The sequence below is a fragment of the Rhizobium sp. BK602 genome (assembly GCF_014195095.1).
In the GTDB taxonomy this organism is placed as follows: domain Bacteria; phylum Pseudomonadota; class Alphaproteobacteria; order Rhizobiales; family Rhizobiaceae; genus Rhizobium.
The window spans coordinates 1,051,273-1,074,333 of record NZ_JACIBC010000001.1 but is presented as its reverse complement, the minus strand read 5'-3'; the positions used below and the strand labels follow the sequence as shown (position 1 = coordinate 1,074,333).

Here is a 23,061-nt window from a genome sequence, read left to right as displayed (position 1 = left end):
ATCATGCCCGCAGAATTCGATCTTTATGGCGTCTATATCCCACGCCTCCTCGTCCTCATGCTCGCGACGCTGCTCGCCGTCATTCCGCTTCGGCGCCTTCTTGCAAGGGTTGGAGCCTATGGCCTGGTCTGGCATCGCGGTCTCTTCGATCTCGCGCTTTATGTCCTGCTGCTCGGCGCCGTTTCCTCACTGTCTCGTTGGTACTTCACATGAACACGTTCAAAATCATCGGCCGTATTGCCGTTACCCTTGCCTTCGTCATTGGCGCCGTCTTCGTCGGCCGCGAACTCTGGGGGCACTACATGGATGATCCGTGGACGCGGGATGCGCGCCTGCGGGCCGATGTCGTCGGCATCGCGCCGGATGTCTCCGGCCTCGTCAGCGAGGTTCTGGTCAAGGACAACCAGACCGTCCAGAAGGGCGACATCCTCTTCCGCGTCGATCGCGAGCGTTTCGCCATCGCGCTGGAGCAGGCGGACGCGGCACTTGAAAGCAGCAAAGCGGCGCTGGAACAGGCCCAGCGCGAAAACCAGCGGCAGCAGCGCCTTGGCGATGCCGCCTCGGTGCAGCAGAAGGAACAGGCGCGGACCACCGAACAGCAGGCCGATGCTTCCCTCCGCGAGGCAATCGCCAACCGCGATCTCGCGCAGCTCAATCTCGACCGTTCGGAGGTGCGCGCCACCGTCAGCGGCCGCATCTCCAACCTCAGTCTGCATCCGGGCGATTACGTGACGGCCGGCACTGCCAAGGTGGCGTTGATCGACGGCGATTCCCTGCGTGTCGAAGGCTATTTCGAGGAAACCAAATTACCGCGCATCCATGTCGGCGATGCGGTTTCCATCCATCTGATGGGCCAGACGGAAACGCTTGCCGGCCATGTGGAAAGCATAGCCAACGGCATCGAGGATCGTGAGCGCACCTCCGGCAGCCTGCTCGCCAACATCACCCCGACCTTCAGCTGGGTGCGCCTGGCGCAGCGCGTGCCGGTGCGCATCGCCCTCGACAAGGTGCCCGAGGGCACCAAGCTGATCGCCGGGCTTACGGCGACCGTCGAGGTTTCCGACGGCCGGCAGAAGCAGGCTTCGCTCAGCGCATCGGTCGAATAGTTCCGCTTAGCGAGGCGTCGGATCGTCCCGACGCCTCACGCCGCCTTCGATCGTGCGGGCGCCGGCTGTTTGCGTGCCGCCCGGCGCTTCTCCATCATGATCGGCCGATACGACCGATAGAGGATCATGGCGATCAGCAGGCCGATATAGATGAATTGCTCGAGCGACAGCACCTTGGTCGACAGCGCGAAATGCAGCGCGCCGCAAGCGGCGATGATGTAGACCAGCCGATGCAGCCAGATCCATTTTTTACCGAGACGCTTGATCGAGAAATTGTTGGACGTGACCGCCAGCGCCAGCAGCATCACCAGCCCGGCCATGCCGAACATGATGAAGGGCCGCTTCAGGACGTCGTCGATGACGGCCTGCACGTCGAGCGCCTGGTCGAGGATCATGTAAACGGCCAGATGCATCAGCGCATAGTAGAAACAGAGCAGGCCGAGCGCCCGGCGATAGCGCAAATAGTTCCAGCCGAAGAGATCGCGCGCCGGGGTAACGGCGAGCGTCAACAATAGAAAACGGATCGCCCAGAGCCCGAGAAAGAGCTCGAAGGTCTTCACCGCGTCGGCGCCGAGCTGGTCGGTGGCGCCAAGATAGAATTCCCATGCCGCCGGCAGCAGGCCGACGATATAAAGCGCCCAGACGGAGGCCGGCTGCCAGCGCTTGGGCAGGGTGAGGGAGAGGGCCATCAGAAATTCGCCCGCAGATCCATGCCGGCATAGAGGCTGGCCACCTGATCGGCATAGCCGTTGAAGGGCAGGGTGGGGTGACGGTTGGCGCTGAAGAAGCCGCCTTCGCCGATGCGCCGTTCGGTTGCCTGGCTCCAGCGCGGATGGTCGACCGCCGGATTGACGTTGGCGTAGAAGCCGTATTCCTGGCTGTTGGTCGCCTGCCAGGTGTTGAGCGGCTGCTTGTCCGTCAGCGTGATGCGCACGATCGACTTGATGCCCTTGAAACCATATTTCCAGGGCACGACGAGCCGGATCGGCGCGCCGTTCTGGTTCGGCAAGGTCTCGCCATAGAGCCCGACGGCGAGCAGCGTCAGCGGATTGCGCGCCTCGTCCAGCCGCAGGCCCTCGACATAGGGCCAGTCCAGCGATTGGAATACCCCGGATTGGCCCGGCATCTCTTCGGGACGAACGACCGTCTCGAAGGCCACGAACTTGGCGCTGCCAAGCGGCTCCACCTTGTCGAGCAGGGCCGAGAGCTGGAAACCGTCCCAGGGTATGACCATCGACCAGGCCTCGACGCAGCGCATGCGGTAGATGCGCTCTTCCGGCGGAAATTCCTTGATCAGCGCGTCGATGTCGAAGGTGCCCGGCTTGTTGACCATGCCGTCGACCTTGATGGTCCACGGCCGGGGCTTGAATTTGCTGGACAGCTTGGCCGGATCGGCCTTGTCGAGACCGAATTCGTAGAAATTATTGTAGGTGGTGACGTCCTTCAGCGGCGTCAGCTTCTCGTCGACGGTATAATTGCTCTTCGTTGCGGTCAGCGCCTCCGCAAGGGCGGCCTTGCCGCCGATGGCAGCCATGCCGGCGCCAGCCGCGGCGATGGTCAGGAATTCTCGCCGCCGCAGATAGATCGAGCGCGGCGTGATCTCGGAGGAGCCGATTCTTGGCGGACGGTAGGAAGCCATTGCTATAGTCCTTTCTGCGATCACAGGGATGATACGCTCTGTACGCAGCAGATGCATGATAGGTTACAGTCTTAGGACGGTATTTCTCTTTGATGAAAAGCAACTTTTCGTGCGCGATCGTGATAGAATGGGAGATGTTCTCACCCATGCGCGGCATTTGACCGGACGATGAGCGCTCTATGCCTGGGATTGGCCGTCCTGCGGCGTACCGGATTCGGTCGACTTGATAGTGACAGTCCGGTGCGATTGGATTAGGACAATTCCAAAACGCGTAGTTGTCGGCGCCCTTTCCGGCGCGAAGCCATGGCCGGCCGGCACCGCATTTCCAAGACGACGAGGAATACACCATGCCAGCATATCGTTCCAGAACCACGACCCATGGCCGCAACATGGCCGGCGCGCGCGGCCTTTGGCGCGCGACGGGTATGAAGGACAGCGATTTCGGCAAGCCCATCATTGCGGTGGTCAACTCCTTCACCCAGTTCGTGCCCGGCCACGTCCACCTGAAGGATCTCGGCCAGCTCGTCGCGCGCGAGATCGAGGCGGCTGGCGGCGTCGCCAAGGAATTCAACACCATCGCCGTCGACGACGGTATCGCCATGGGCCATGACGGCATGCTCTATTCGCTGCCGTCGCGCGAGCTTATCGCCGACAGCGTCGAATACATGGTCAATGCCCATTGCGCCGATGCCATGGTCTGCATTTCCAACTGCGACAAGATCACCCCCGGCATGCTGATGGCATCGCTGCGCCTCAACATCCCGACGGTCTTCGTGTCCGGCGGCCCGATGGAAGCCGGCAAGGTCGTCCTGCACGGCAAGAAGGTCGCGCTCGACCTCGTCGACGCCATGGTTGCCGCCGCTGACGACAAGATCAGCGACGAGGACGTTCAGGTCATCGAGCGCTCGGCCTGTCCGACCTGCGGTTCGTGCTCGGGCATGTTTACCGCCAATTCCATGAACTGCCTGACCGAAGCCCTTGGCCTGTCGCTGCCGGGCAATGGCTCGACGCTCGCCACCCATGCCGACCGCAAGCGCCTTTTCGTCGAGGCCGGCCATCTGATCGTCGATCTCGCCCGCCGCTATTACGAGCAGGAGGATGCATCGATCCTGCCGCGTTCCGTCGCTTCCAAGCAGGCATTCGAAAATGCGATGGCGCTCGACATTGCCATGGGCGGCTCGACCAACACGGTTCTGCACATCCTGGCCGCCGCGCATGAGGGCGAAGTCGATTTCACCATGGCCGACATCGATGCGCTGTCGCGCCGCGTGCCGTGCCTGTCGAAGGTTGCGCCCGCCAAGAACGACGTTCACATGGAAGACGTGCACCGCGCCGGCGGCATCATGTCGATCCTCGGTGAACTCGACAAGGGCGGCCTGATCAACCGTGATTGCCCGACCGTTCATGCCGAAACGCTCGGCGACGCCATCGATCGCTGGGACATCACCCGCACCAACAGCGAAACGGTGCGCGAATTCTTCCGCGCAGCACCCGGCGGCATTCCGACCCAGGTCGCCTTCAGCCAGAATGCGCGCTGGGAAGAGCTCGACACCGACCGCCAGAACGGCGTCATCCGCTCCGTCGAGCATCCCTTCTCCAAGGATGGGGGGCTTGCCGTCCTGAAGGGCAATCTGGCGCTCGACGGCTGCATCGTGAAGACGGCCGGCGTCGATGAATCGATCCTGAAATTCTCCGGCCCGGCCAAGGTCTTCGAAAGCCAGGACGCTGCCGTCAAGGGCATCCTCAGCAACGAGGTCAAGGCCGGCGATGTCGTCGTCATCCGCTATGAAGGCCCGAAGGGCGGCCCCGGCATGCAGGAAATGCTCTATCCGACGAGCTATCTGAAGTCGAAGGGCCTCGGCAAGGCCTGCGCGCTGATCACCGACGGCCGGTTCTCGGGCGGCACGTCCGGCCTTTCCATCGGCCACGCCTCGCCGGAAGCGGCAAACGGCGGCACGATCGGCCTGGTGCGCGAGGGCGACATGATCGACATCGACATCCCCAACCGCACGATCAGCCTGCGCGTCGACGACGCGGAACTAGCCGCCCGCCGCGAAGCCCAGAATGCCAAGGGCTGGCAGCCGGCCGAGCCGCGCAAGCGCAATGTCACCACGGCGCTGAAAGCCTATGCGGCGTTTGCGACCAGCGCCGACCGTGGCGCCGTCAGGGATCTGGGCGGGAAGTAAAAACTCCTTCGCCCCGCAAAAGCGGGGAGAAGGTGGGCCGGAGCAGTTGCGCACAGCGAAATTGCTCCAGGTCGGATGAGGGGCCTTCTCGAAATCAGCCGAGACGGCAGAGTGTGCCGGACCCGCGGTAGCCCCTCACCCTAGCCCTCTCCCCGCAGGCGGGAAGAGGGGACGACAGAACAAGATCGCCCCCCGCGCTAGAAACTGATAGTTCCCCTTTAAAGCGGCCGATTGATCTGCTTGTACATCTCCCCCAGTTCCTTCAGCCGCTCCTGATAGGAAGATGTCAAACATGCGACATCGGCGCCGCAGGCCTGCCGCTTCTTGAGCCAGGCGGATTGCTCGTCCTGCATCGTGCCGCGCGCGCCCATGGCCAGAAGCCCCGCCAGCAGGTCGAAGGTCGTCACCATCTTCACGTCGGCATCGTTGAGCGCTCTCACGTCGCAGATGGCTTTCTCGTCGGGCTTCAGGTTTTGGGCCTCGCAATCGAAACTCGCCGCCTGCGATGTTCCGGCGTTGGCGAACAGGGTGAGGGTGGTGACGAGGAAAGCCGCCGCAAGGCTGTTTGATCGCATGGTCTTGCTCCATCTGCCAATTTCCGAAACGAAATGCGCGATCACAGGTTTTTGTTCATCGCGTCTGTTTTTCGCGGGCATCCACAACCACTTATGCTTCATGCTTCCGCCCTCTTTCCTTTCTAGAATCGGGCGCTACAACGTTGTTTCAAGAGCATTCAAAAAGGATAATTCCATGCAGGTTCTGCTGAGGCGCACCGCTGTTTCGATGATTGCCCTCATCATGGCGATGCCGCTTTCCGCCGCGGCGCAGACCGCCAAGTCGGTGCCGGAAAGCCAGATGCAAATGCAGCTTTCCTTTGCGCCGCTGGTCAAGCAGACGGCCGGAGCGGTGGTGAATGTCTATGCCGAGAGGGTGGTGCAGCGGCAGTCGCCCTTTGCCGGCGATCCCTTTTTCGAGCAGTTCTTCGGCCAGCGCATGCCGAATCGCACCGAGAAGCAATCCTCGCTCGGCTCCGGCGTCATCGTCGAGGCGAATGGCACCGTCATCACCAACAACCACGTCGTCGATGGCGCCGACGATATCAAGATCGCGCTGTCCGATGGCCGCGAGTTTCCCTGCAAGGTCGTCCTCAAGGATGATCGCGTCGATCTCGCCGTCTTGAAGATCCAGTCCAAGACCGAAAACTTCCCGATCCTGCCGCTCGGCAATTCCGATGCCGTCGAAGTCGGCGATCTCGTGCTGGCGATCGGCAACCCCTTCGGCGTCGGCCAGACGGTGACGAGCGGCATCGTTTCGGCGCTCGCCCGCAATCAGGTGAAGAACGAGGTCGGCTTCTTCATCCAGACCGACGCCTCGATCAACCCCGGCAATTCCGGCGGTGCGCTGACGAATATGAGCGGCGAGCTCATCGGTCTCAACACGGCGATCTTTTCGCAGGGCGGTGGCTCCAACGGCATCGGCTTCGCCATTCCCGCCAATCTGGTGAAGGTGTTCCTGGCGGCTGCCGATCGTGGCGACAAGACCTTTGATCGGCCCTATATCGGCGCCTCCTTCGAGCCGGTGACGTCGGATGTCGCCGAAGCGCTCGGCCTCGACAAGGTGCGCGGCGCGCTGATCACCAAGGTGGTCGATGGCGGGCCGGCCGCCAAGGCCGGTCTCAAGCCCGGTGAAGTCGTCACTGCTCTCAACAATATCCCCGTCGAGCATCCGGATGCACTTGGCTATCGCCTGACGACGGCCGGCCTTGGCGCCACCGTCAGCCTAACCGTGTTGGACGGCGGCAAGGAGCATCAGGCCAGCATGACGCTCTCGGCCGCGCCCGAAAGCACGCCGCGCGCCGAAAAGCTGATCCAGGGCAACAACCCCTTCGCGGGCGTGACCGTCGCCAATCTCTCGCCGCGCGTCGCCGATGAGCTGCACCTGCCGCCGGATACGGTCGGTGTCGTCATCGAGAGCCTGAAGGCGAACTCGCCGGCCGACCGTGTTGGTTTCGCGGCGAAGGATATTGTCATTTCCGTCAACGGCGTCGCCATTACCTCGACGGACGTGCTACAGGATGCCGTCAGCGGCAATCCAAGCTTCTGGCGCGTCGAGATCGAGCGCGACGGCCAGCGCATACGGCAGTTTTTCCGATGAGTGATGATCTGTTTGCACCGAAGATACCGGAAGGGGTCGCCAGCAAGCGGCCTCTCGCCGATCGTCTGCGGCCGCAAACGCTTGCCGATGTCACCGGTCAGTCGCATCTGACCGGCGAGGATGGCGCGCTGCGCCGCATGATCGAATCCGGTTCGCTCGGCTCGATGATCTTCTGGGGGCCGCCCGGCACCGGCAAGACGACGGTGGCGCGGCTGCTGTCGGGCGAGGCGGGGCTGGCTTTCGAGCAGATCTCGGCGATCTTTTCCGGCGTGGCGGATTTGAAGAAGGTGTTCGAGGCCGCGCGCCTGCGCCGCATGGATGGCCGGCAGACATTGCTGTTCGTCGACGAGATCCATCGCTTCAACCGCGCCCAGCAGGACAGCTTCCTGCCGGTCATGGAAGACGGCACCGTCATCCTGGTGGGGGCGACGACCGAAAACCCGTCCTTCGAGCTCAACGCCGCTCTTCTGTCTCGCGCCCGCGTGCTGACATTTCGCTCGCATGACGAAGAAAGCCTGGAGGAGCTGCTGCGCCGGGCTGAGACGGCGGAGGGCAAACCGCTGCCGCTGACAGAGGATGCCCGCGCCAGCCTGGTCCGCATGGCTGATGGCGATGGCCGCTCGGTGCTGACGCTGGCTGAAGAAGTCTGGCGTGCCGCCCGCAAGGACGAGCAGTTCGATCCGGACGCATTGGTGAAGATCGTGCAGCGTCGCGCGCCGGTCTACGACAAGGCGCAGGACGGCCACTACAATCTCATATCGGCGCTGCATAAGTCGGTACGCGGCTCCGATCCGGATGCGGCGCTCTATTATCTCGCCCGTATGTTCGATGCCGGCGAGGACCCGCTTTATCTCGGTCGGCGGCTGGTGCGGATGGCTGTGGAGGATATCGGCCTTGCCGATCCGCAAGCGCTGGTGATCTGCAACGCCGCCAAGGACGCCTACGAGTATCTCGGCTCGCCGGAAGGCGAATTGGCGCTGGCGCAGGCCTGCGTCTATCTCGCCACCGCCCCGAAATCGAATGCACTCTACACGGCGTTCAAGGCCGCAACCGTGGCCGCCAAGGAAAACGGCTCGCTGTTGCCGCCCAAACAGATCCTCAATGCACCGACGAAGCTGATGCGTACCGAGGGCTACGGCGATGGCTACCGCTACGATCATGACGAGGCGGATGCCTTTTCAGGCCAGAACTACTTTCCGGAAAAGATGGGTCGCCAGACCTTCTACGATCCGCCGGAGCGCGGCTTCGAGCGGGAAATCCGCAAGCGGCTGGACTGGTGGGCAAAGCTGCGCAAGGAGCGTGGCGAGCGGTAGAAAGCATATCACTTGCCGGTGACGTTTTCGGTTTCCACCTTCTGCATGCGCGGCGCGGGCACTTTTTCGGCGATCGCCCTGACGCTCGATTCCGCCATGCCGGTATGGCCTTCCATGTCCACGACGAGATGCCAATGGCCGCTTTCGGGAATGCTCAGCCGGATGGGTGACTTCTTGGCGACGCCGCCGAGGAACTGATGTTTCAAGGTTTCGGTGAAGCGCTCGAAGTTGGCGCTATTCATCAGCCGGACATTGGCGATGGCCGAGAGCGTGATCTCGATGACGGCTCCGCCACGCTGTTCTCCGAGATCATAGTGGCTGTAACGGAAGGCAGGCTTCGACATTGCGCTTTCACTTTACTAATACCCGGCCGGCATCCTATCCGGACCGGGGTTAAGGAAGCGTTGGCCGCTTGTACGAGCGATCGAAAATCACCCTGGACGATCATGCCTCAATGCAGGTTGGAGATCGGCGCGACGAAGCCGCCGAAGTCGAGCACCGAGCCTTCCGGGGCACGGCAGATATCGGCTGGATTGTGATTGCATTCTTCCGCCGCGAAATGCGCCGCCGCCGCCTCGCTGGCGAATAGGCCGCCGACGAGACCTTGCCGGTCCTGCACGATCCATGCGCCGCGCCGGTCGCGGCCGATGGTGAAGCGGGCGGGGGCAGGCGATGCTGCGATGCGGGCCATGTGTCGTTGGAGAGCGTGTGCGTTTGCCATGTCTTTATCCTCATAAACGATTGATGTGCTCAGTTGCCGGCCCAATGCATCAGAAGCTGGATGATGCCGGCGGCGAGAATGACGAGGGCAAGACGCGGTGCGACGGCGAGAAGGCCGTCCTGCATATGGCGTGACATTCGAGTTCCTTTCCAAGTGTCACCGGCGCTGGCGACCTGAAGGGGCAGCGCCATGTCCATGAATCTATGGCCGGCACGGTATGAATTCCATTCGGAAGAAAATGCTAAAATATAAAAATCTCATAGGGATAGGCCGATTTCATAATCCCAGGCGGAAAGTCGGCAGCGACGGCATCCGGGCTTGCTGGGCAGGAACGAGCGGGGCGATCGCCGCCTGGAGAGCCTGGCGAGTTTCGCTCTCGACCTGCGTCAGCGGCAGCCGTACGTCCGGGCTCATTCCCCGCAGGAAGGTAAGAGCCTGCTTGACTGTGGCGGGCTCGCTTTCGCGTGCGAGCGCCTGGAAGAGCGGCCGCAGCCGGTCGTCGATCTGCCGCGCCGCTGCCGTCTGGTCGCATCCGGCCGATAGCTGCATGGCACGGACGAGCCGCGGCACGATATTGGCGGCGCTGGAGAAAGAGCCGCGGCAGCCGGCTATCATGAGGGCGAGGGTTGCCCGATCATCGGCCGCATAGAGCCCGATCCGTTCCGGCAGCAATGACCGCCACTCGCTAATCCCACGGATATCACCGCTGCCGTCGGCGATGCCGATGACGGAGGGGATTTCGGCGAGCCTGGCGACGGTTGCCGGAGCCAGGCCGACGGCGGTGCGGGCCGGATGGTTATGGACGATCAGCGGCAGGTCGGTACTGTCGGCCAGCCGTTCGAAGTGCTGAAGAATGCCTTTCTGGCTCGGTCTGGAATAATAGGGAAGGGTGACGAGCGCAGCGTCGGCGCCGAGGTTTTGGGCCTGACGTGTCTCCTCGATGGTCGTTGCCGTATCATTGGTGCCGCTGGCGACGATGACGGGAACCTGGCCCTCTGCCAGCTCGACGCAAATCGAGATGATCCTCGCGCGTTCGTTCGTGGTCAGCGTCGGGCCTTCGCCGGTCAGCGAACAGGCAAGCAGCCCGTCCACGCCGCTCAGCAATTGCCATTCCACATGCGCCATCAGCCCGACGTCATCGAGCAACCCATCGCGAAACGGCGTGACGAGCGCCGTGATCGTACCGCCGGGACGTCTTTGCAAGGCAGGTGCTGTCATGATCCGTTGCCGCTCAGAGATAATGCAGCACGATGAACAGCTCCAGGCCGCCGAGCAGCAGCCCGAAGGCGAACATGGCCTGGAAGGTGCGTCTTTCGCGGACCTGGCGGTTGCGCAGCCTGCATTTCGTCTGGCTCTTGCCGGCGGGGGCAGACGCGGCGATGCGGTGATGCTTCTCGTCGCTGTTGTGAACGAGGATACGGATGGATTCGGCCAGATTCGGTGAATGTGTATCCAGCATGGCGTTTACCTCTGCATTCTGAGCGGAGGGTAACGCCGGGCCGCATAGGAAATCCATTCGCGGCGGCAGGCGAAGAAATAAGCGGGATATAAAGACGAGGGTGATGGGAGGTGAGATTGATCTCGCGGGCCAGCCCTGTGGGTTCGAGATCTTGCCGCCGTCGCGATGCTAGGCCGTCAAGACGCCTCACCGTCAGGACTGGAGCGAGCGTGCCGCGGATACCGAAGATCAGCCCTCACGCTGCGGTGGGAGCCCTGGGCTTGTCGAAGGATGATCCTCGAAGCGCGAGGGCGGGTAATGGCTATTCCGCCGCCCGCATATTCTCCCGGTCCAGTTGCGTGACCAGCGCCAGGATCGTCGCCGAGGTTGGCGTAGAGATGCCCGTCAGCTTTGCGAGCGAGACGACCGCGCCGACGAGCGGGGTGATTTCCAGCGGCTTGCCGGCCAGCAGGTCCTGCAGGGTGGAGGTGCGCACCGGGCCGATCTGGCGGGAGCGTTCGAGGCGCTCCTCGACGGAAATCGCGATCCGCGCGCCCAAAGATTCCGCGACCGCCTTCACCTCGTTCATGACGTCGCCGACCATGGCCGCAAGGGCAGGGTTCTGCATGATGTCGGACATCAGGGCGCGGGTAAGTGCGCTGATCGGGTTGAAGGCGGCATTGCCCATCAGCTTGCTCCAGATCTCGTCGCGGATGCGCGGCGAAATCGAAATATTGACCCCGGCCTCTCGCAGCAGAGTCGCAATCGCCTCGATGTCGACAGAGTTTTCGCCGGAGGGCTCGCCGAGGATGAAGCGGCCGTTGTTGCTGAGCTCGACCTCGCCGGGATTGATGACCTCCGCGCCCTGATAGGCAACGCAGCCGATGACCCGCTCAGGCCCGATCCGCCGCCAGAGTTCGCCATTCGGATCGAGCTCCTCGATCTGGCGCTCGGCATGACCGCTCTGCCGGTCCCGGTGAAAATACCACCAGGGCACGCCGTTGAGGATCATCGCGACGCGCGTGCCGGAATGCAGGAGCCCGGCGATGCCGGGCGCGGCGGCGGTGAGCTGATGGCCCTTCAGTCCGGTGATCACCAGATCCTGCGGCGGCAGCTCCGCCGCATTGTCGGTTGCCGTCATGCGTGCCACGAGCGGACGATCGGCACCCGCCTCCCATAGGCGCAGGCCCTGTGCGCGGATCGCTTCCAGATGCGCACCGCGCGCCACCACCGAAACGGTCACCTGCTCTCCCAGTCCCGTAGCAAGCTTTGCCGCGATCGCGCCGCCGAGTGCGCCGGCGCCGTAGATGCAAATGGTCTTAAGGGGAGAGGATGCCATGGTCTTGATCTCCGGGTCTTTCTCGATGGGAGCAAGTTAGGCGATCTTCATGATTTGGCGAGTGATTTGTTAAAGCCGAATGCAAATTTCGGGCTTTCGCTACCGGCGATGGCGGGCTTGCGAAGCGTATTCTTCGTTCGGGCTAGTCTTTACCACAATCCCATTTTAACTTCCGGGATACTGCTCTGGACCAGGGACAACCGGTGCGGTATCGGTTTATCGTCAGTCCTTCTAAAGTTGATAATTCCCTCGGGGAGGATCGTTGCGTTTCGAAGCTCTAAACCGCTTGTGGGAAACAGCCCGCGAGACCAGCCATGATTTCCGGGCCTCGACCGATGTGTTTCCCGTCGTCGATGTCGAGAAGCTGAGCACGACGCTTAGCCTCAAGGAGAAAGGCGCGTCCGCCGGCCAATCCAACCGGCCGGCTGCGAATGCCCAGTCCTTCGACGAGACCGAGCAGCGCGTCATCGGCTGGGTCGAGGCGGAGAAGAAGAGCTCGTATCAGGTGCTCGAAGATCAGTTCCAAACCTTCGACAGCCGGTTGCGCAATCTCGATTTCGAGGGGCAGTTCGGGCTCATCCGCCAGGCGAATGCCTCCAGCGTTTCGGATTTCAGGGCGGAAGCGGCCAGCGGCGTCGACGAGCTGCACGGCCTGCGCCGCAATCTGAAAACCGCCGAAGACGAAATGGTGGATTTCAAGGCCAGGCACAGGCTGCAACGCGCCGCGAAGGTCTCCAGCAAGGCGGCCTGGGGTTTCAAAGTGGCGCTGATCGTCTTCCTCGTCCTCATCGAAATGGTGATGAACGGCAGCTTTCTTGCCAAGGGCAGCGAGCAGGGGATCGTCGGCGGCGTGACCGAGGCGGCGGCCTTCGCCTTCCTGAACATCGGCGCGGCGCTGATGTTTTCCTTCTTCTGCGTCCGTTTCCTCGTGCATCGGTCGTTTCTGCTGAAGCTGCTTGGCCTGTTGGGGCTAGTGGCCTATGTCGCCGTGGCCTTGGGGATCAACATCGCGCTGGCGCATTACCGCGAGGTCTCGGCGACCATTCTGTCCGGCGCGGGCATAGAGGTGATCCAGCGGCTGAAGACGGCGCCGCTCGGCCTGCAGGAGCTGAATTCCTGGATGCTGTTTGCCGTCGGCCTGATGTTCTCGCTCTTCGCCTTCATCGACGGCTGCTATCTGACCGATCCCTATCCGGGATTTGCCGGCGTGCAGAAGCGTCTCGATGCAGCAAGAAGCAATTATATCGACCGCCGGGTCGATCTGATCGACGATCTCCGGGATATCCGCGACGAGCACAACAGCAAGATCGAGGCCATCATCCGCGATCTCAGCATGCGCCGTCAGGAGACCGCCGCCATCATCGCGCATCGTGCCCGCACTGCCGGCCTGTTCGCCGAGCACCAGAACCATCTCGAACGCACCGCCAACACGCTGCTGACCATCTATCGCGAGGCGAACGCAAGCGCGCGCACGGAGCCGGAGCCCGCCTATTTCTCCGCCCGCTATCGGCTCGAGCGGCTGACGCCGGTGCTCCGTACCGAGGAGGAGTGGGACGACAAGGTGCTGGGCGAGCGCATCCAGGGCGCGCAGGCGGAACTGAGCGACCAGATCAAGCGGATCGGCGACGAATTCGAAAGCGCGATCGAGAAGTATCACAAGCTCGATCATCTTTTCCCGGAGAATGGCATTGGCGCGACGCAGGCGGCGTAGCCGGGGCGGTGGCTCGGCGGGTCTCATCATTGCGACGGTATGCCTTGCCGTCCTCTCCCTCGGCATTGTCGGTGCCTATGGCTGGCTGCGCTTGAAGGCGAGCGGCAATGTCGCGGTCGACCAGGCATCGCTCTGCCCGGTGGATGGGCCAAAATCGGAGACGGCCATCCTGCTTGATGTCACCGACCCGATTTCGGACACGACGACGCTCGACCTGCGCAACCAGTTCCAGAAGATCGTCGCCGACGTGCCGGTCGGCGGCGCGATCGACATCTATGCCCTGACGGAGAAGGAAGGCGTGCTCGTCCAAACCTTCCATGGCTGCAATCCCGGCAGCGGCGCCAGCGCCGACGAATGGACCAGCAATCCCAGGCTGATGCAGGCGCGCTGGGAAAAGGGATTTCAAAAGCCGCTTGCCGATATCGCCGGCAAACTGAACGTCGGCGAAGCCGGCAAGCAATCGCCGATCATGGCCGGCATCCAGAAGATCAATCTCGAAGTCTTCGCCGGCGCCTCGGGTAGCATCCCGAAGCAGCTCTACATTGCCTCCGACATGATCGAGCACACCGACGCCTTCTCGAATTATCGCGACGGCGTTTCCTACCGGAAGTTCCAGTCAAGCCCGGCGCGCGACCGCTTCCGCACGTCACTGGATGGTGTCAAGATCAGGATCCTTGCCTTTCAAAGGCCCGGCATGAAGTTCGGCATTGAGGAGCTTGCAAACTTCTGGGCGCAGTGGATCAAGGACAATAACGGCTATTTCGATGGCTTCGTCCGACTAGAGGGGATACGCTGATGGCGGATGTCGAGACGAGACAGGCCCTGCGCGACTACGGGCCGATGATCCTCTTCTCCTCCGTCACCATCGGCGGCATGATCTTCATCTGGACGTCGAAGCTCTTGGGCTGGTCGCTGCCGGTCGTCACCGGCGTGCCGCTGCTGCTGATGGCGGTCTATTTCGCGGTATCGCTCGCCTTTGCCGGCTTCCGGCTACACAACGAGCAGGCCGGCGACAATCTCTATTACATGGGCTTCCTCTTCACCCTGTCGAGCCTTGGCGTCTCGCTCTATCTCTTTGCCGGCGAGACCTCGATCGAGACCATCGTGCGCAATTTCGGCATCGCCGTCACCTCGACCATCGCCGGTGTGACGCTGCGCATTCTCTTCAACCAGATGCGTCGCGATCCGATCGATATCGAGCGCAGCGTTCGCCATGAGCTCGCCGAAATGACGCGGCGCGTGCGTTCGGAGCTCGATTCATCGTCGCGTGAGTTTTCCCATTATCGGCGCGTCAGCAACCAGATGCTGTCGGAAGGTTTCGAAGAGATCGCCCGACAGGCCGAACGCAACGGCGAGGAAATCCAGAAGATATTGGAAGTCCTGGCGAAACAGGCGGTCAAGCCGATCAACGAGGCGGCGGCGCAACTGACGGATACGACGGCGCAGCTTTCCGAGATTATCGGCAAATTCGGCGCGGCGGTCGAAACCGTCGGCAAGAAGCTTGAAGATATCCGTTCTCCCGAAGACGTCGTGCGCGCCGAGCTGGCGCCCGCCATTGCCGCCATCAAGGAGATGGCCGAGGCGCAATTGCAGCCGCTGCGCAACATCGAGGAGACGCTGAAGCGCATGGCGGACTTGCCGCGGCCGGCGCCGGCACAGCTTGTTTCACCTGCTTCCGATGCCGCATCGGTGGACAACCGAATGGATTCGGGTCGATCGGCCAATGAGAATGCGCCGCTTGCCGGCGCGGCGCGGCCGAAGCGTCGGTGGCACCTATGGTGATGGGCGTTTCCGACAAGGCACCGAAGCTCGAGCACAAGGGCTACAATCGCGGCCTCATTCTTGGCCTGACCATGGCTGAATCCATGCTGCTGCTGGTCTTCTGCCTGCTGCTGGTCGCGGCCGCCATGATTTCGGCGGAACGGAGCCATCGCTACGAGGCCGAACGCAAGCTCAAGGAGGCGGAGCAGCAGCTTGCCCTTCTGGAGCAGAAGCGCTCCGAGCAAAGTTATCTCATCGTGCAGCTGCAACGGCAGCTCAAGTCCGGCGACCTTTCGCCGGCGGACCAGGCAAAGCTGGAAAAGGAATGGCGCGAGCTGGTGCTGGCGCGCGAAACCCTGGACAGCTTGAGCGCCGAGGGCGTGAAGCCGGAGGATCTGCGCGAGCTGGTAAAGGTCGCCGAGGTGCTGAAACAGCACGATATCGAACTGGCCAAGGCACCGGACAGGGTCGATAAGCTGCTTGCCGCGGGGCAGGGAGGGGTAGGCCCCCGCGAATGGCCGCCGATCATCAATCTCGACGATGTCCGGACGAACTACTTCCAGTCCGGCAGCACCGATCTGACCAAGACCTTCGTGCAATTGCTCAACACGACCGTTGCCGACGAGATCGCCGGCAACCTCAACGACTACGATGCCAATATCGTCGAGGTCATCGGCCATACGGACGAGCAGCCGGTGGCGCGCAGAATCTCGAACCTCGACGACACGCTGATCGGCGCGATGGAGGGCAGGCTGCCGATATCGGCGGTCGAACCGGCCGACAATGCCGGTCTTGGCCTGGCGCGCGCCATCGCCGTCGCCAATGTCCTGAAAGCCAATCCGAAGCTGAAGAACGCCACCATCCTGCCGATGTCGGCGGCACAACTGATCCTGCCCGGCGACACGGTGACGCGCGGGCAGGCCGGTGCCGTCGAATCGCGCCGGCGCATCGAAATCCGCGTGCGCGGCCGGACCGCGCCGGTTGCCGTAATCGACAGCGCGGCGGTGAACCCGGTCAGCCTGCACTGAGCAATCGGCTCAGCTCCTCCGATCAGCCATGGATGCCGGGCGCTTCATAGCCCGTGCGCTCGACATATTCCGTATAGCCGCCGCCATATTGATGAATGCCCTCGGGCGTCAGTTCCAGCACGCGGTTGGAAAGGGCCGCGAGGAAATGGCGGTCGTGCGAGACGAACAGCATGGTGCCTTCATACTGCGACAGGGCCTTGATCAACATTTCCTTGGTGTCGAGGTCGAGATGGTTTGTCGGCTCGTCCAGGACCAGCAGGTTCGGCGGGTCGAAAAGCATGATCGCCATGACGAGGCGCGCCTTTTCGCCGCCTGACAGCACCCGGCATTTCTTTTCGACATCATCTCCGGAAAAGCCGAAACAACCGGCAAGCGCGCGCAGCGAGCCCTGGCCCGCCTGCGGAAAATCATGTTCCAGCTGCTGAAACACGGTGCGTTCGCCGTCGAGCAGATCCATGGCATGCTGGGCGAAATAGCCCATCTTGACGCTGGCGCCGAGTGCAACGCTGCCTTCGTCCGGCGTCGTCGAGCCCGCGACCAGTTTCAGCAGCGTAGACTTGCCGGCGCCATTGATGCCCATGATGCACCAGCGCTCGCGGCGGCGGACCATGAAGTCCAGCCCTTCATAGATGACCCGGCCGCCATATTTCTTGTGAACGTTCTTCAGATTGACGACGTCCTCGCCGGAGCGCGGTGCCGGCTGGAATTCGAAAGCGACCGTCTGGCGCCGCTTCGGTGGCTCCACGCGGTCGATCTTTTCCAGCTTCTTGACGCGGCTCTGCACCTGCGAGGCATGCGAGGCGCGCGCCTTGAAGCGCTCGATGAACTTGATTTCCTTGGCGAGCATGGCTTGCTGGCGCTCGAATTGCGCCTGCTGCTGCTTCTCGTTCTGCGCCCGCTGCTGTTCGTAGAACTCGTAGTCACCCGAATAGCTCGTCAGCGAGCCAGCGTCGATCTCGATGATCTTGGTGACGATGCGGTTCATGAACTCGCGGTCGTGCGAGGTCATCAGCAGCGCGCCTTCATAGCCTTTCAGGAACTCTTCCAGCCAGATGAGGCTTTCGAGATCCAGATGGTTGCTGGGCTCGTCGAGCAGCATGACGTCGGGGCGCATGAGAAGGATGCGGGCAAGCGCCACGCGCATCTTCCAGCCGCCCGACAGCGCGCCGACGTCGCCGTCCATCATCTCCTGACTGAAGCTCAGGCCGGCCAGGACTTCGCGGGCGCGGCCCTCCAGCGCATAGCCGTCCAGCTCCTCGTAGCGCGCCTGCACCTCGCCGTAACGCTCGATGATCGCGTCCATCTCGTCAGCCCGGTCGGGATCGACCATGGCGGCTTCGAGTTCGCGCAATTCGGCGGCAACGGCGCTCACCGGCCCGGCGCCCTCCATGACCTCGGCAACGGCGCTACGGCCTTCCATCTCGCCGACATCCTGATTGAAGTACCCGATGGTGACGCCCTTGTCGGCGGATACCTGGCCTTCGTCGGGCAGTTCCTGCCCGGTGATCATCCGGAACAGCGTCGTCTTGCCGGCGCCGTTCGGGCCGACGAGCCCGACGCTCTCGCCTCTGTTGAGCGCCGCGGATGCCTCGATGAAGAGGATGCGGTGGCTGTTCTGCTTGCTGATATTTTCGATACGAATCATGGTTACGCGCGGCCCGAAGAAAGAGATTTCGGCGCCCTTATGCCATGTGTTGCCGGAGCTGTCGCAGTTTTTCGGCGTCATGATCCGTGAAAATTGCTGCCATGCAGCAAAGCTCCCCGGCTCGTCGGGAAGCTGGCTTGGTCACGCCATTATGCGGCCTCGGCCTTTTCGGGGGTCAGCAGCAGCTTGTCGATCCGCCTGCCGTCGAGATCGATGACCTCGAAGCGCCAGCCGTTTCTGCTGAAACTCTCCCCAAGCTCCGGAAGGTGCTTCAGCTCTTCGAGGACCAGGCCGGCGACGGTCTGGTATTCGGCGTCATCGTCCAGCGGGATGCTCATGAATTCGGAGAATTCGTCGATCGGCATCCAGCCGGAGACGAGATAGGAGCCGTCGTCGCGGCGGGCGACCGCCGGTTCTTCGCCGGCTTCCGCCTGAAACACGCCCATGATGGCTTCCATGATGTCGCCGGAGGTGACGATGCCCTCGAAATGCCCGTATTCGTCGAAGACGAGAACCATGTCGGTAGGCGAGGTCCGGATCGTCTGGATGACGGTGTTGGCGGTGGCGAGATCCGAGACGACCGGGGCTTCGCGCGTCAGCGCCTTGAGATCGGCGCTGCCCTTGGTGGATACGGCGTCGTAATAGTCCTTGACGAAAAGAACGCCGAGAACCTCGTCGGAGCTTCCCTTGCGCACCGGCAGGCGCGCGCGGCTGGTCTGGCGGAGCTGTGCGCGGATCTCTTCCGCGCTGTCGTCGATGTCGATCAGCTCGACCTCGCGCCGCGGCGTCATCAATGCACGGGCCGTGCGATCCGCCAGGCGCATGACGCCCGAAATCATCGCCGACTCTTCCCTTTCGATCACGCCGGCGCTCTGCGCCTCGGCAAGAATGGTCTTGATTTCCTCGTCGGTGACGCTGTCGCTACCCTTTCCGGATTGCCCGAGAAGAGTGAGCACCAGGCGGCCAGAGGCGTCGAGAAGCCACACCAGCGGCAAGGCGAGCTTGGAGAGAACGGTCATCGCCGGCGCAACCTTGCTTGCGACCGTCTCGGGTGCCCTGAGCGCGATTTGCTTCGGCACCAGCTCGCCGACGATCAGGGAGAGATAGGTGATGGCGACCACGACCGTTCCCACGCCGAGGGCGTCGGCCAGCCCCTGTGACAGGCCCTGGGTGATGAGCCAGCCCGTGAAACGGGCGCCGAGCGTCGCGCCGGAGAAGGCGCCGGACAGAACGCCGACCAGGGTGATGCCGATCTGGACCGTCGACAGGAAGCGGCCGGGGTTTTCGGCCAGGTTGATCGCCAGACGGGCGCCGTTGCTGCCCTGGTCCGCGAGGACCTTGAGACGGGCCGGGCGGGAGGAAACCACGGCGAGCTCCGACATTGCCAGCACACCGTTGAGGATGGTCAGCAGGACGACGATTGAAATTTCAAGTAACAAAACCGGCTCTTACGATTGATGACGATGCCGGTGAAGATATGCGTCAATGCCCCGTCGCGCCAGTGGAGGCGGCGACAAGATTGATCGTGGTGCCGATCGGAACCCACGATTTTGGCGCGATCGGGCGCTCACCAACAAAACTTATCGTGATCCGCTTTCGGCAGCGGAAGCTCAGCCTTGTTTCAGGAGCTTGATCGAATATGACAGTGGCCTTGCAGTCGGGGCCGTCCACGAAAGCGATGATCGAATGCCAATAAGCCTATCGAAGATCCCGGCGATCTGCCTCGTTATGTTCCTCTCCGCCGCCTCTGCCGATGCCGCCCGCGACATGGTGCTCGTGCCTCCCGGCAACCGCTTTTCCGAGCAGCCGGCGGTCCCCAGCGCCTCGGCCCTGCGCGCCAAGGCCTTCGCCACCACCTATGAAGAGAAATACCAGAAGATCCTCACGGTGCTGCGTCAGGACAAGAGCCTGATGCAGCAGATCAGGAAAGCAGCCCAAGCCTACGGCATCGATCCGATGCATATCGTCGGCGCCCTTGTTGGCGAGCATACCTACAACATCACCATCGTCGACCGGGTCCAGTCCTACTATGTGAAGGCGCTTGCCTATTCGAAGGCCGATTTCTCCTTTTCCTACAAAGGCGTATCGGTTCAATCCTTCGTCAAGAAGCCGGAATTCGCGCGCTGCGACGCTCTCACGGCCAGCAACGACCTGTGGGAATGCCGCGACGAGGTGTGGGACGAGAATTTTCGCGGCAGGACCATCGATGACGTTTCCTACGAGAACCTGACGTTCCAAAGGGCATTTTTCCAGCCCTTCTATGCCGGCCAGACCTTCGGCCTCGGGCAGATCAGCCCGCTGACGGCGCTGGAGGTCACGGATCTGGTGCACGCCACCAGCGGATTGCCGAAACTGTCGCCGGATGACCCGCAGGCGATCTATCGCGACATCATGGACCCCTCTCGCAGCGTTCTCTACATCGCCGCGATCATCAAGGACGCAATCGATGCCTATCGTGATCAGGGCTTCGACATTTCCGGCAATCCGGGCCTGACCGCGACGCTCTACAATGTCGGCCAGCCCCGTCGCCGTGCGCTGGCGCTGCGGCAGGATGCCGACAGGCCCGGCGGCAGAAAGCTTCCCGAGGAGAATTATTACGGCTGGCTGGTCAACGACAAGCTGCCGGAGCTGCGCGGTCTTTTGAACGGATCGTGAAGAGTGGGCGGCGGAAGAAAACCTCGCCGCCCGGCATGATCCTCAGGCTCTCGCGCCCTTCCAGCCGAGAAGCCGCATCGCATTGGCGGTGACGAGCACGGTCGCGCCCGTATCGGCGAGGATGGCGGGCCAAAGGCCGGTGATGCCGACGATCGTCGTCACCAGGAACACCGCCTTCAGGCCGAGCGCCATGGTGATGTTCTGGTGGATGTTGCTCATCGTCGTGCGCGACAGCGTGACCATGTTGGCGACATCGGTGACGCGGCCGTGCAGGACGGCGGCGTCGGCGGTTTCCAGCGCCACATCGGTGCCGCCGCCCATGGCGATGCCGACATCGGCGGCGGCGAGCGCCGGGGCATCGTTGATGCCGTCGCCGACCTTGGCGACCACCTGCTTTTGCGCCTGCAGCTCGCGCACGACCCGCTGCTTGTCTTCCGGCAGCAGCTGGGCGCGCGGTTCGATGCCGAGACCCTTGGCGATGGCCGCCGCCGTCCGTGCATTGTCGCCGGTCAGCATCACCGCGCCGATGCCGGCTGCTTTCAGCGCCTCGATCCCGATGCGGGCATCGGCACGCGGTTCGTCGCGCATGGCGATCAGGCCGGCGACCTTGTTTTCGACGATCAGCACGGAAACGCTTTTGCCGTCGTCATTCAGGGTCTCGATCCGGGCATTCTGTTCATCCGAGAATGCCTCGATCTCGCGCGCGGCCAGTGGCGACAAAAGCGATATGGCCTCGCCGCCGACCCGGCCGCTGACGCCCTTGCCGGGCAGGGCCTTCGCTTCGGCGGCGGGCGGCACCGGGAGCCTGTCGGCCTTTGCCCGCTCCAGGATCGCGAGTGCAAGCGGATGGTTCGACCCGTTTTCCAGCGCGGCGGCGCGCGACAGGACCTGCGCCTCGGTATGTCCGTAAGCGGTGACATCGGTCACCTTGGGCTTGCCTTCGGTGAGCGTGCCGGTCTTGTCGAAAGCGACCTTCGTTACCTTGCCCATGGTCTCCAGCACCGCGCCGCCCTTCAGCAGGAGGCCGTTGCGGGCGCCGGCCGACAGCGCGGCGGCGATGGCCGCGGGTGTCGAGATGACAAGGGCACAGGGGCAGCCGATCAGCAGGATGGCGAGGCCCTTGTAGACCCATTCCAGCCAGCTCGCGCCGGCCACCAGCGGCGGCAGCACTGCGACCAGCGCGGCGACAGCGACGACGCCTGGCGTATAATAGCGCGAGAAACGATCGATGAAGCGTTCGGTCGGCGCCTTGGATTCCTGCGCCTCCTCGACCAGCTTGACGACGCGGGCGATGGTGTTGTCGGCGGCCGCGGCGGTGACTTTGACGCGCAACACCGCATCCGTATTGATCGTGCCGGCGAAGACCTTGGCATCCATTCCTTTGCGCACGGGCGTGCTTTCGCCCGTCACCGGCGCTTCGTCGATGGCGCTTTCGCCTTCGATGATCACGCCATCGGCGGCGATACGGTCGCCGGGACGCACGAGGATGGTGGTGCCGACCGCAAGGGCCTCGGCCTGGACTTCGCGGGTCTGGCCATTTTCCTCGACCAGCGCGGTTTTCGGAACCAGCGTCGCCAGCGACTGGATGCTGGCGCGCGCCTTGCCGGCGGCAACGCCTTCCAGCAGCTCGCCGACGAGAAAGAGGAAGACCACCGTTGCCGCCTCTTCGCCGGCATTGATGACGATGGCGCCGACGGCGGCGATGGTCATCAGCATCTCGATGGAGAAAGGCGTGCCGGCCAGCGCCGCCATGACGGCACGCCGGGCGATCGGTACGAGGCCGACGAGCATGGCGGCGATGAAGGCATAGGGCGCGATCGAGGGGACGAGATGGCCGACCGCATAGGCGGCAACCAGTGCTGCGCCCGACAGGATCGTCAAGCGACCCTTTTTGCTCGCCCACCACGGGCCGTTCGTCGGCCCGTGATCATGGCCGTGCAGGCCCTCGATTTCCTTTTCAGCGTGTTTGTGATCGCCATCATGATCATGAGCGGCATGGTCATGCGCGGAATGATCATGGGTCGAATGATCGTGTCCGTGGTGATCGTGCGAATGGTCGTGATCATGATCGCCCTGGCATTGATGACCATGATCGTCATGCCGATGTTCGGCAGGCGCGGGGGCTGCCTTGCCCACAATCGGCGCGACGGAATAGCCGAGCCCGGTCACTTTCTTCTCGATCGCCGTGAGATTGCTGGTCTCGTCGTGACGCACGGTCATCGTGCCGGCGGTCACCGAAACGGAGACGTCCTCGACACCCGGCATGCGCCGGACGGCGGTATCGATCTTGGCCGCGCAGGAGGCGCAGTCCATGCCGCCGATTCTGTACTTCGTCTGTGTCGCCGCTGCCATGATCCGTTTCCTT

The 23,061-nt window shown here is 62.9% G+C and carries 22 protein-coding genes; 11 read left to right on the top strand and 11 right to left on the bottom strand.

Annotated features, from left to right (window positions below):
* Positions 1 to 3: 3 nt before the first annotated feature.
* Both FHX11_RS05230 and FHX11_RS05225 read left to right on the top strand, forming a co-directional pair.
* Positions 4 to 213, top strand: a complete 210-nt coding sequence (locus FHX11_RS05230) for a DUF1656 domain-containing protein (protein ID WP_184355684.1) — start codon at positions 4 to 6, stop codon at positions 211 to 213.
* The gene (locus FHX11_RS05225) at positions 210 to 1,106 is read left to right on the top strand and encodes an HlyD family secretion protein (RefSeq protein ID WP_184355682.1); all 897 of its coding nucleotides are present in this window, start codon (positions 210 to 212) and stop codon (positions 1,104 to 1,106) included. Before FHX11_RS05230 ends, FHX11_RS05225 begins: the two co-directional genes overlap by 4 nt.
* 35 nt (positions 1,107 to 1,141) lie before the next feature.
* On the opposite strand, the gene msrQ is transcribed toward FHX11_RS05225, so the two are convergent.
* Positions 1,142 to 1,798 carry a protein-methionine-sulfoxide reductase heme-binding subunit MsrQ gene (gene msrQ, locus FHX11_RS05220; RefSeq protein ID WP_184355839.1) on the bottom strand — a complete coding sequence of 219 codons (657 nt, stop codon included), beginning with the start codon at positions 1,796 to 1,798 and terminating at the stop codon, positions 1,142 to 1,144.
* Entirely contained in the window at positions 1,795 to 2,745 is a 951-nt protein-coding gene (msrP, locus tag FHX11_RS05215) for a protein-methionine-sulfoxide reductase catalytic subunit MsrP (RefSeq protein ID WP_184355680.1), read from the bottom strand. Before msrP ends, msrQ begins: the two co-directional genes overlap by 4 nt.
* 347 nt (positions 2,746 to 3,092) lie before the next feature.
* Between msrP and ilvD the strand changes: the two genes are divergently transcribed.
* Positions 3,093 to 4,931, top strand: a complete 1,839-nt coding sequence (gene ilvD, locus FHX11_RS05210) for a dihydroxy-acid dehydratase (protein WP_184355678.1) — start codon at positions 3,093 to 3,095, stop codon at positions 4,929 to 4,931.
* 218 nt (positions 4,932 to 5,149) lie between these two features.
* On the opposite strand, the gene FHX11_RS05205 is transcribed toward ilvD, so the two are convergent.
* Entirely contained in the window at positions 5,150 to 5,506 is a 357-nt protein-coding gene (locus tag FHX11_RS05205; protein WP_184355676.1) for a hypothetical protein, read from the bottom strand.
* Between the two features lie 175 nt (positions 5,507 to 5,681).
* On the opposite strand from FHX11_RS05205, the gene FHX11_RS05200 reads away from it, so the two are divergent.
* Positions 5,682 to 7,085 (top strand): DegQ family serine endoprotease, encoded by a 1,404-nt coding sequence (locus tag FHX11_RS05200; protein WP_184355674.1) that lies wholly within the window; start codon positions 5,682 to 5,684, stop codon positions 7,083 to 7,085.
* On the top strand, positions 7,082 to 8,398 hold the full coding sequence (locus tag FHX11_RS05195) for a replication-associated recombination protein A (protein WP_184355672.1): 1,317 nt from the start codon (positions 7,082 to 7,084) through the stop codon (positions 8,396 to 8,398). The genes FHX11_RS05200 and FHX11_RS05195 overlap by 4 nt, the downstream gene beginning before the upstream one ends.
* An 8-nt stretch (positions 8,399 to 8,406) precedes the next feature.
* Here FHX11_RS05195 and FHX11_RS05190 read toward each other — a convergent pair whose 3' ends face one another.
* From FHX11_RS05190 to FHX11_RS05170, 5 genes are all read right to left on the bottom strand, one after another.
* Positions 8,407 to 8,742, bottom strand: coding sequence for a DUF1883 domain-containing protein (locus FHX11_RS05190; protein WP_184355670.1), 336 nt, complete (start codon positions 8,740 to 8,742; stop codon positions 8,407 to 8,409).
* A gap of 107 nt (positions 8,743 to 8,849) precedes the next feature.
* Positions 8,850 to 9,119, bottom strand: a complete 270-nt coding sequence (locus FHX11_RS05185; RefSeq protein WP_184355668.1) for a hypothetical protein — start codon at positions 9,117 to 9,119, stop codon at positions 8,850 to 8,852.
* A 276-nt stretch (positions 9,120 to 9,395) separates the two neighbouring features.
* Positions 9,396 to 10,337: a 4-hydroxy-tetrahydrodipicolinate synthase gene (dapA, locus tag FHX11_RS05180; RefSeq protein WP_184355666.1), complete on the bottom strand. Its 942-nt coding sequence runs from the start codon at positions 10,335 to 10,337 to the stop codon at positions 9,396 to 9,398.
* A gap of 13 nt (positions 10,338 to 10,350) precedes the next feature.
* On the bottom strand, positions 10,351 to 10,578 hold the full coding sequence (locus FHX11_RS05175) for a hypothetical protein (protein ID WP_184355845.1): 228 nt from the start codon (positions 10,576 to 10,578) through the stop codon (positions 10,351 to 10,353).
* Between the two features lie 301 nt (positions 10,579 to 10,879).
* Complete coding sequence (locus tag FHX11_RS05170) at positions 10,880 to 11,896, bottom strand: 2-dehydropantoate 2-reductase (protein WP_184355664.1); 1,017 nt, start codon at positions 11,894 to 11,896, stop codon at positions 10,880 to 10,882.
* Between the two features lie 262 nt (positions 11,897 to 12,158).
* On the opposite strand from FHX11_RS05170, the gene FHX11_RS05165 reads away from it, so the two are divergent.
* The 4 genes from FHX11_RS05165 to FHX11_RS05150 are packed head-to-tail and all read left to right on the top strand — an operon-like array spanning position 12,159 to position 16,396.
* Positions 12,159 to 13,607, top strand: a complete 1,449-nt coding sequence (locus FHX11_RS05165) for a hypothetical protein (RefSeq protein ID WP_184355662.1) — start codon at positions 12,159 to 12,161, stop codon at positions 13,605 to 13,607.
* On the top strand, positions 13,579 to 14,403 hold the full coding sequence (locus tag FHX11_RS05160) for a hypothetical protein (protein WP_184355660.1): 825 nt from the start codon (positions 13,579 to 13,581) through the stop codon (positions 14,401 to 14,403). The genes FHX11_RS05165 and FHX11_RS05160 overlap by 29 nt, the downstream gene beginning before the upstream one ends.
* Complete coding sequence (locus tag FHX11_RS05155) at positions 14,403 to 15,389, top strand: hypothetical protein (protein WP_184355658.1); 987 nt, start codon at positions 14,403 to 14,405, stop codon at positions 15,387 to 15,389. The genes FHX11_RS05160 and FHX11_RS05155 overlap by 1 nt, the downstream gene beginning before the upstream one ends.
* Entirely contained in the window at positions 15,383 to 16,396 is a 1,014-nt protein-coding gene (locus FHX11_RS05150; RefSeq protein ID WP_184355837.1) for an OmpA family protein, read from the top strand. Before FHX11_RS05155 ends, FHX11_RS05150 begins: the two co-directional genes overlap by 7 nt.
* A 22-nt stretch (positions 16,397 to 16,418) precedes the next feature.
* Here the strand turns inward: FHX11_RS05150 and FHX11_RS05145 are convergent, their stop codons facing one another.
* Complete coding sequence (locus tag FHX11_RS05145; RefSeq protein WP_184355656.1) at positions 16,419 to 18,041, bottom strand: ABC-F family ATP-binding cassette domain-containing protein; 1,623 nt, start codon at positions 18,039 to 18,041, stop codon at positions 16,419 to 16,421.
* 149 nt (positions 18,042 to 18,190) lie between these two features.
* Entirely contained in the window at positions 18,191 to 19,480 is a 1,290-nt protein-coding gene (locus FHX11_RS05140) for a hemolysin family protein (protein ID WP_184355654.1), read from the bottom strand.
* Between FHX11_RS05140 and FHX11_RS05135 the strand changes: the two genes are divergently transcribed.
* Complete coding sequence (locus FHX11_RS05135) at positions 19,462 to 19,674, top strand: hypothetical protein (RefSeq protein WP_184355652.1); 213 nt, start codon at positions 19,462 to 19,464, stop codon at positions 19,672 to 19,674. The two genes, FHX11_RS05140 and FHX11_RS05135, sit on opposite strands and share 19 nt — an antisense overlap.
* A 53-nt stretch (positions 19,675 to 19,727) precedes the next feature.
* On the top strand, positions 19,728 to 20,696 hold the full coding sequence (locus FHX11_RS05130) for a DUF1402 family protein (RefSeq protein ID WP_184355650.1): 969 nt from the start codon (positions 19,728 to 19,730) through the stop codon (positions 20,694 to 20,696).
* A gap of 42 nt (positions 20,697 to 20,738) precedes the next feature.
* On the opposite strand, the gene FHX11_RS05125 is transcribed toward FHX11_RS05130, so the two are convergent.
* Positions 20,739 to 23,048, bottom strand: coding sequence for a heavy metal translocating P-type ATPase (locus tag FHX11_RS05125; RefSeq protein WP_184355648.1), 2,310 nt, complete (start codon positions 23,046 to 23,048; stop codon positions 20,739 to 20,741).
* Positions 23,049 to 23,061 lie beyond the last annotated feature (13 nt).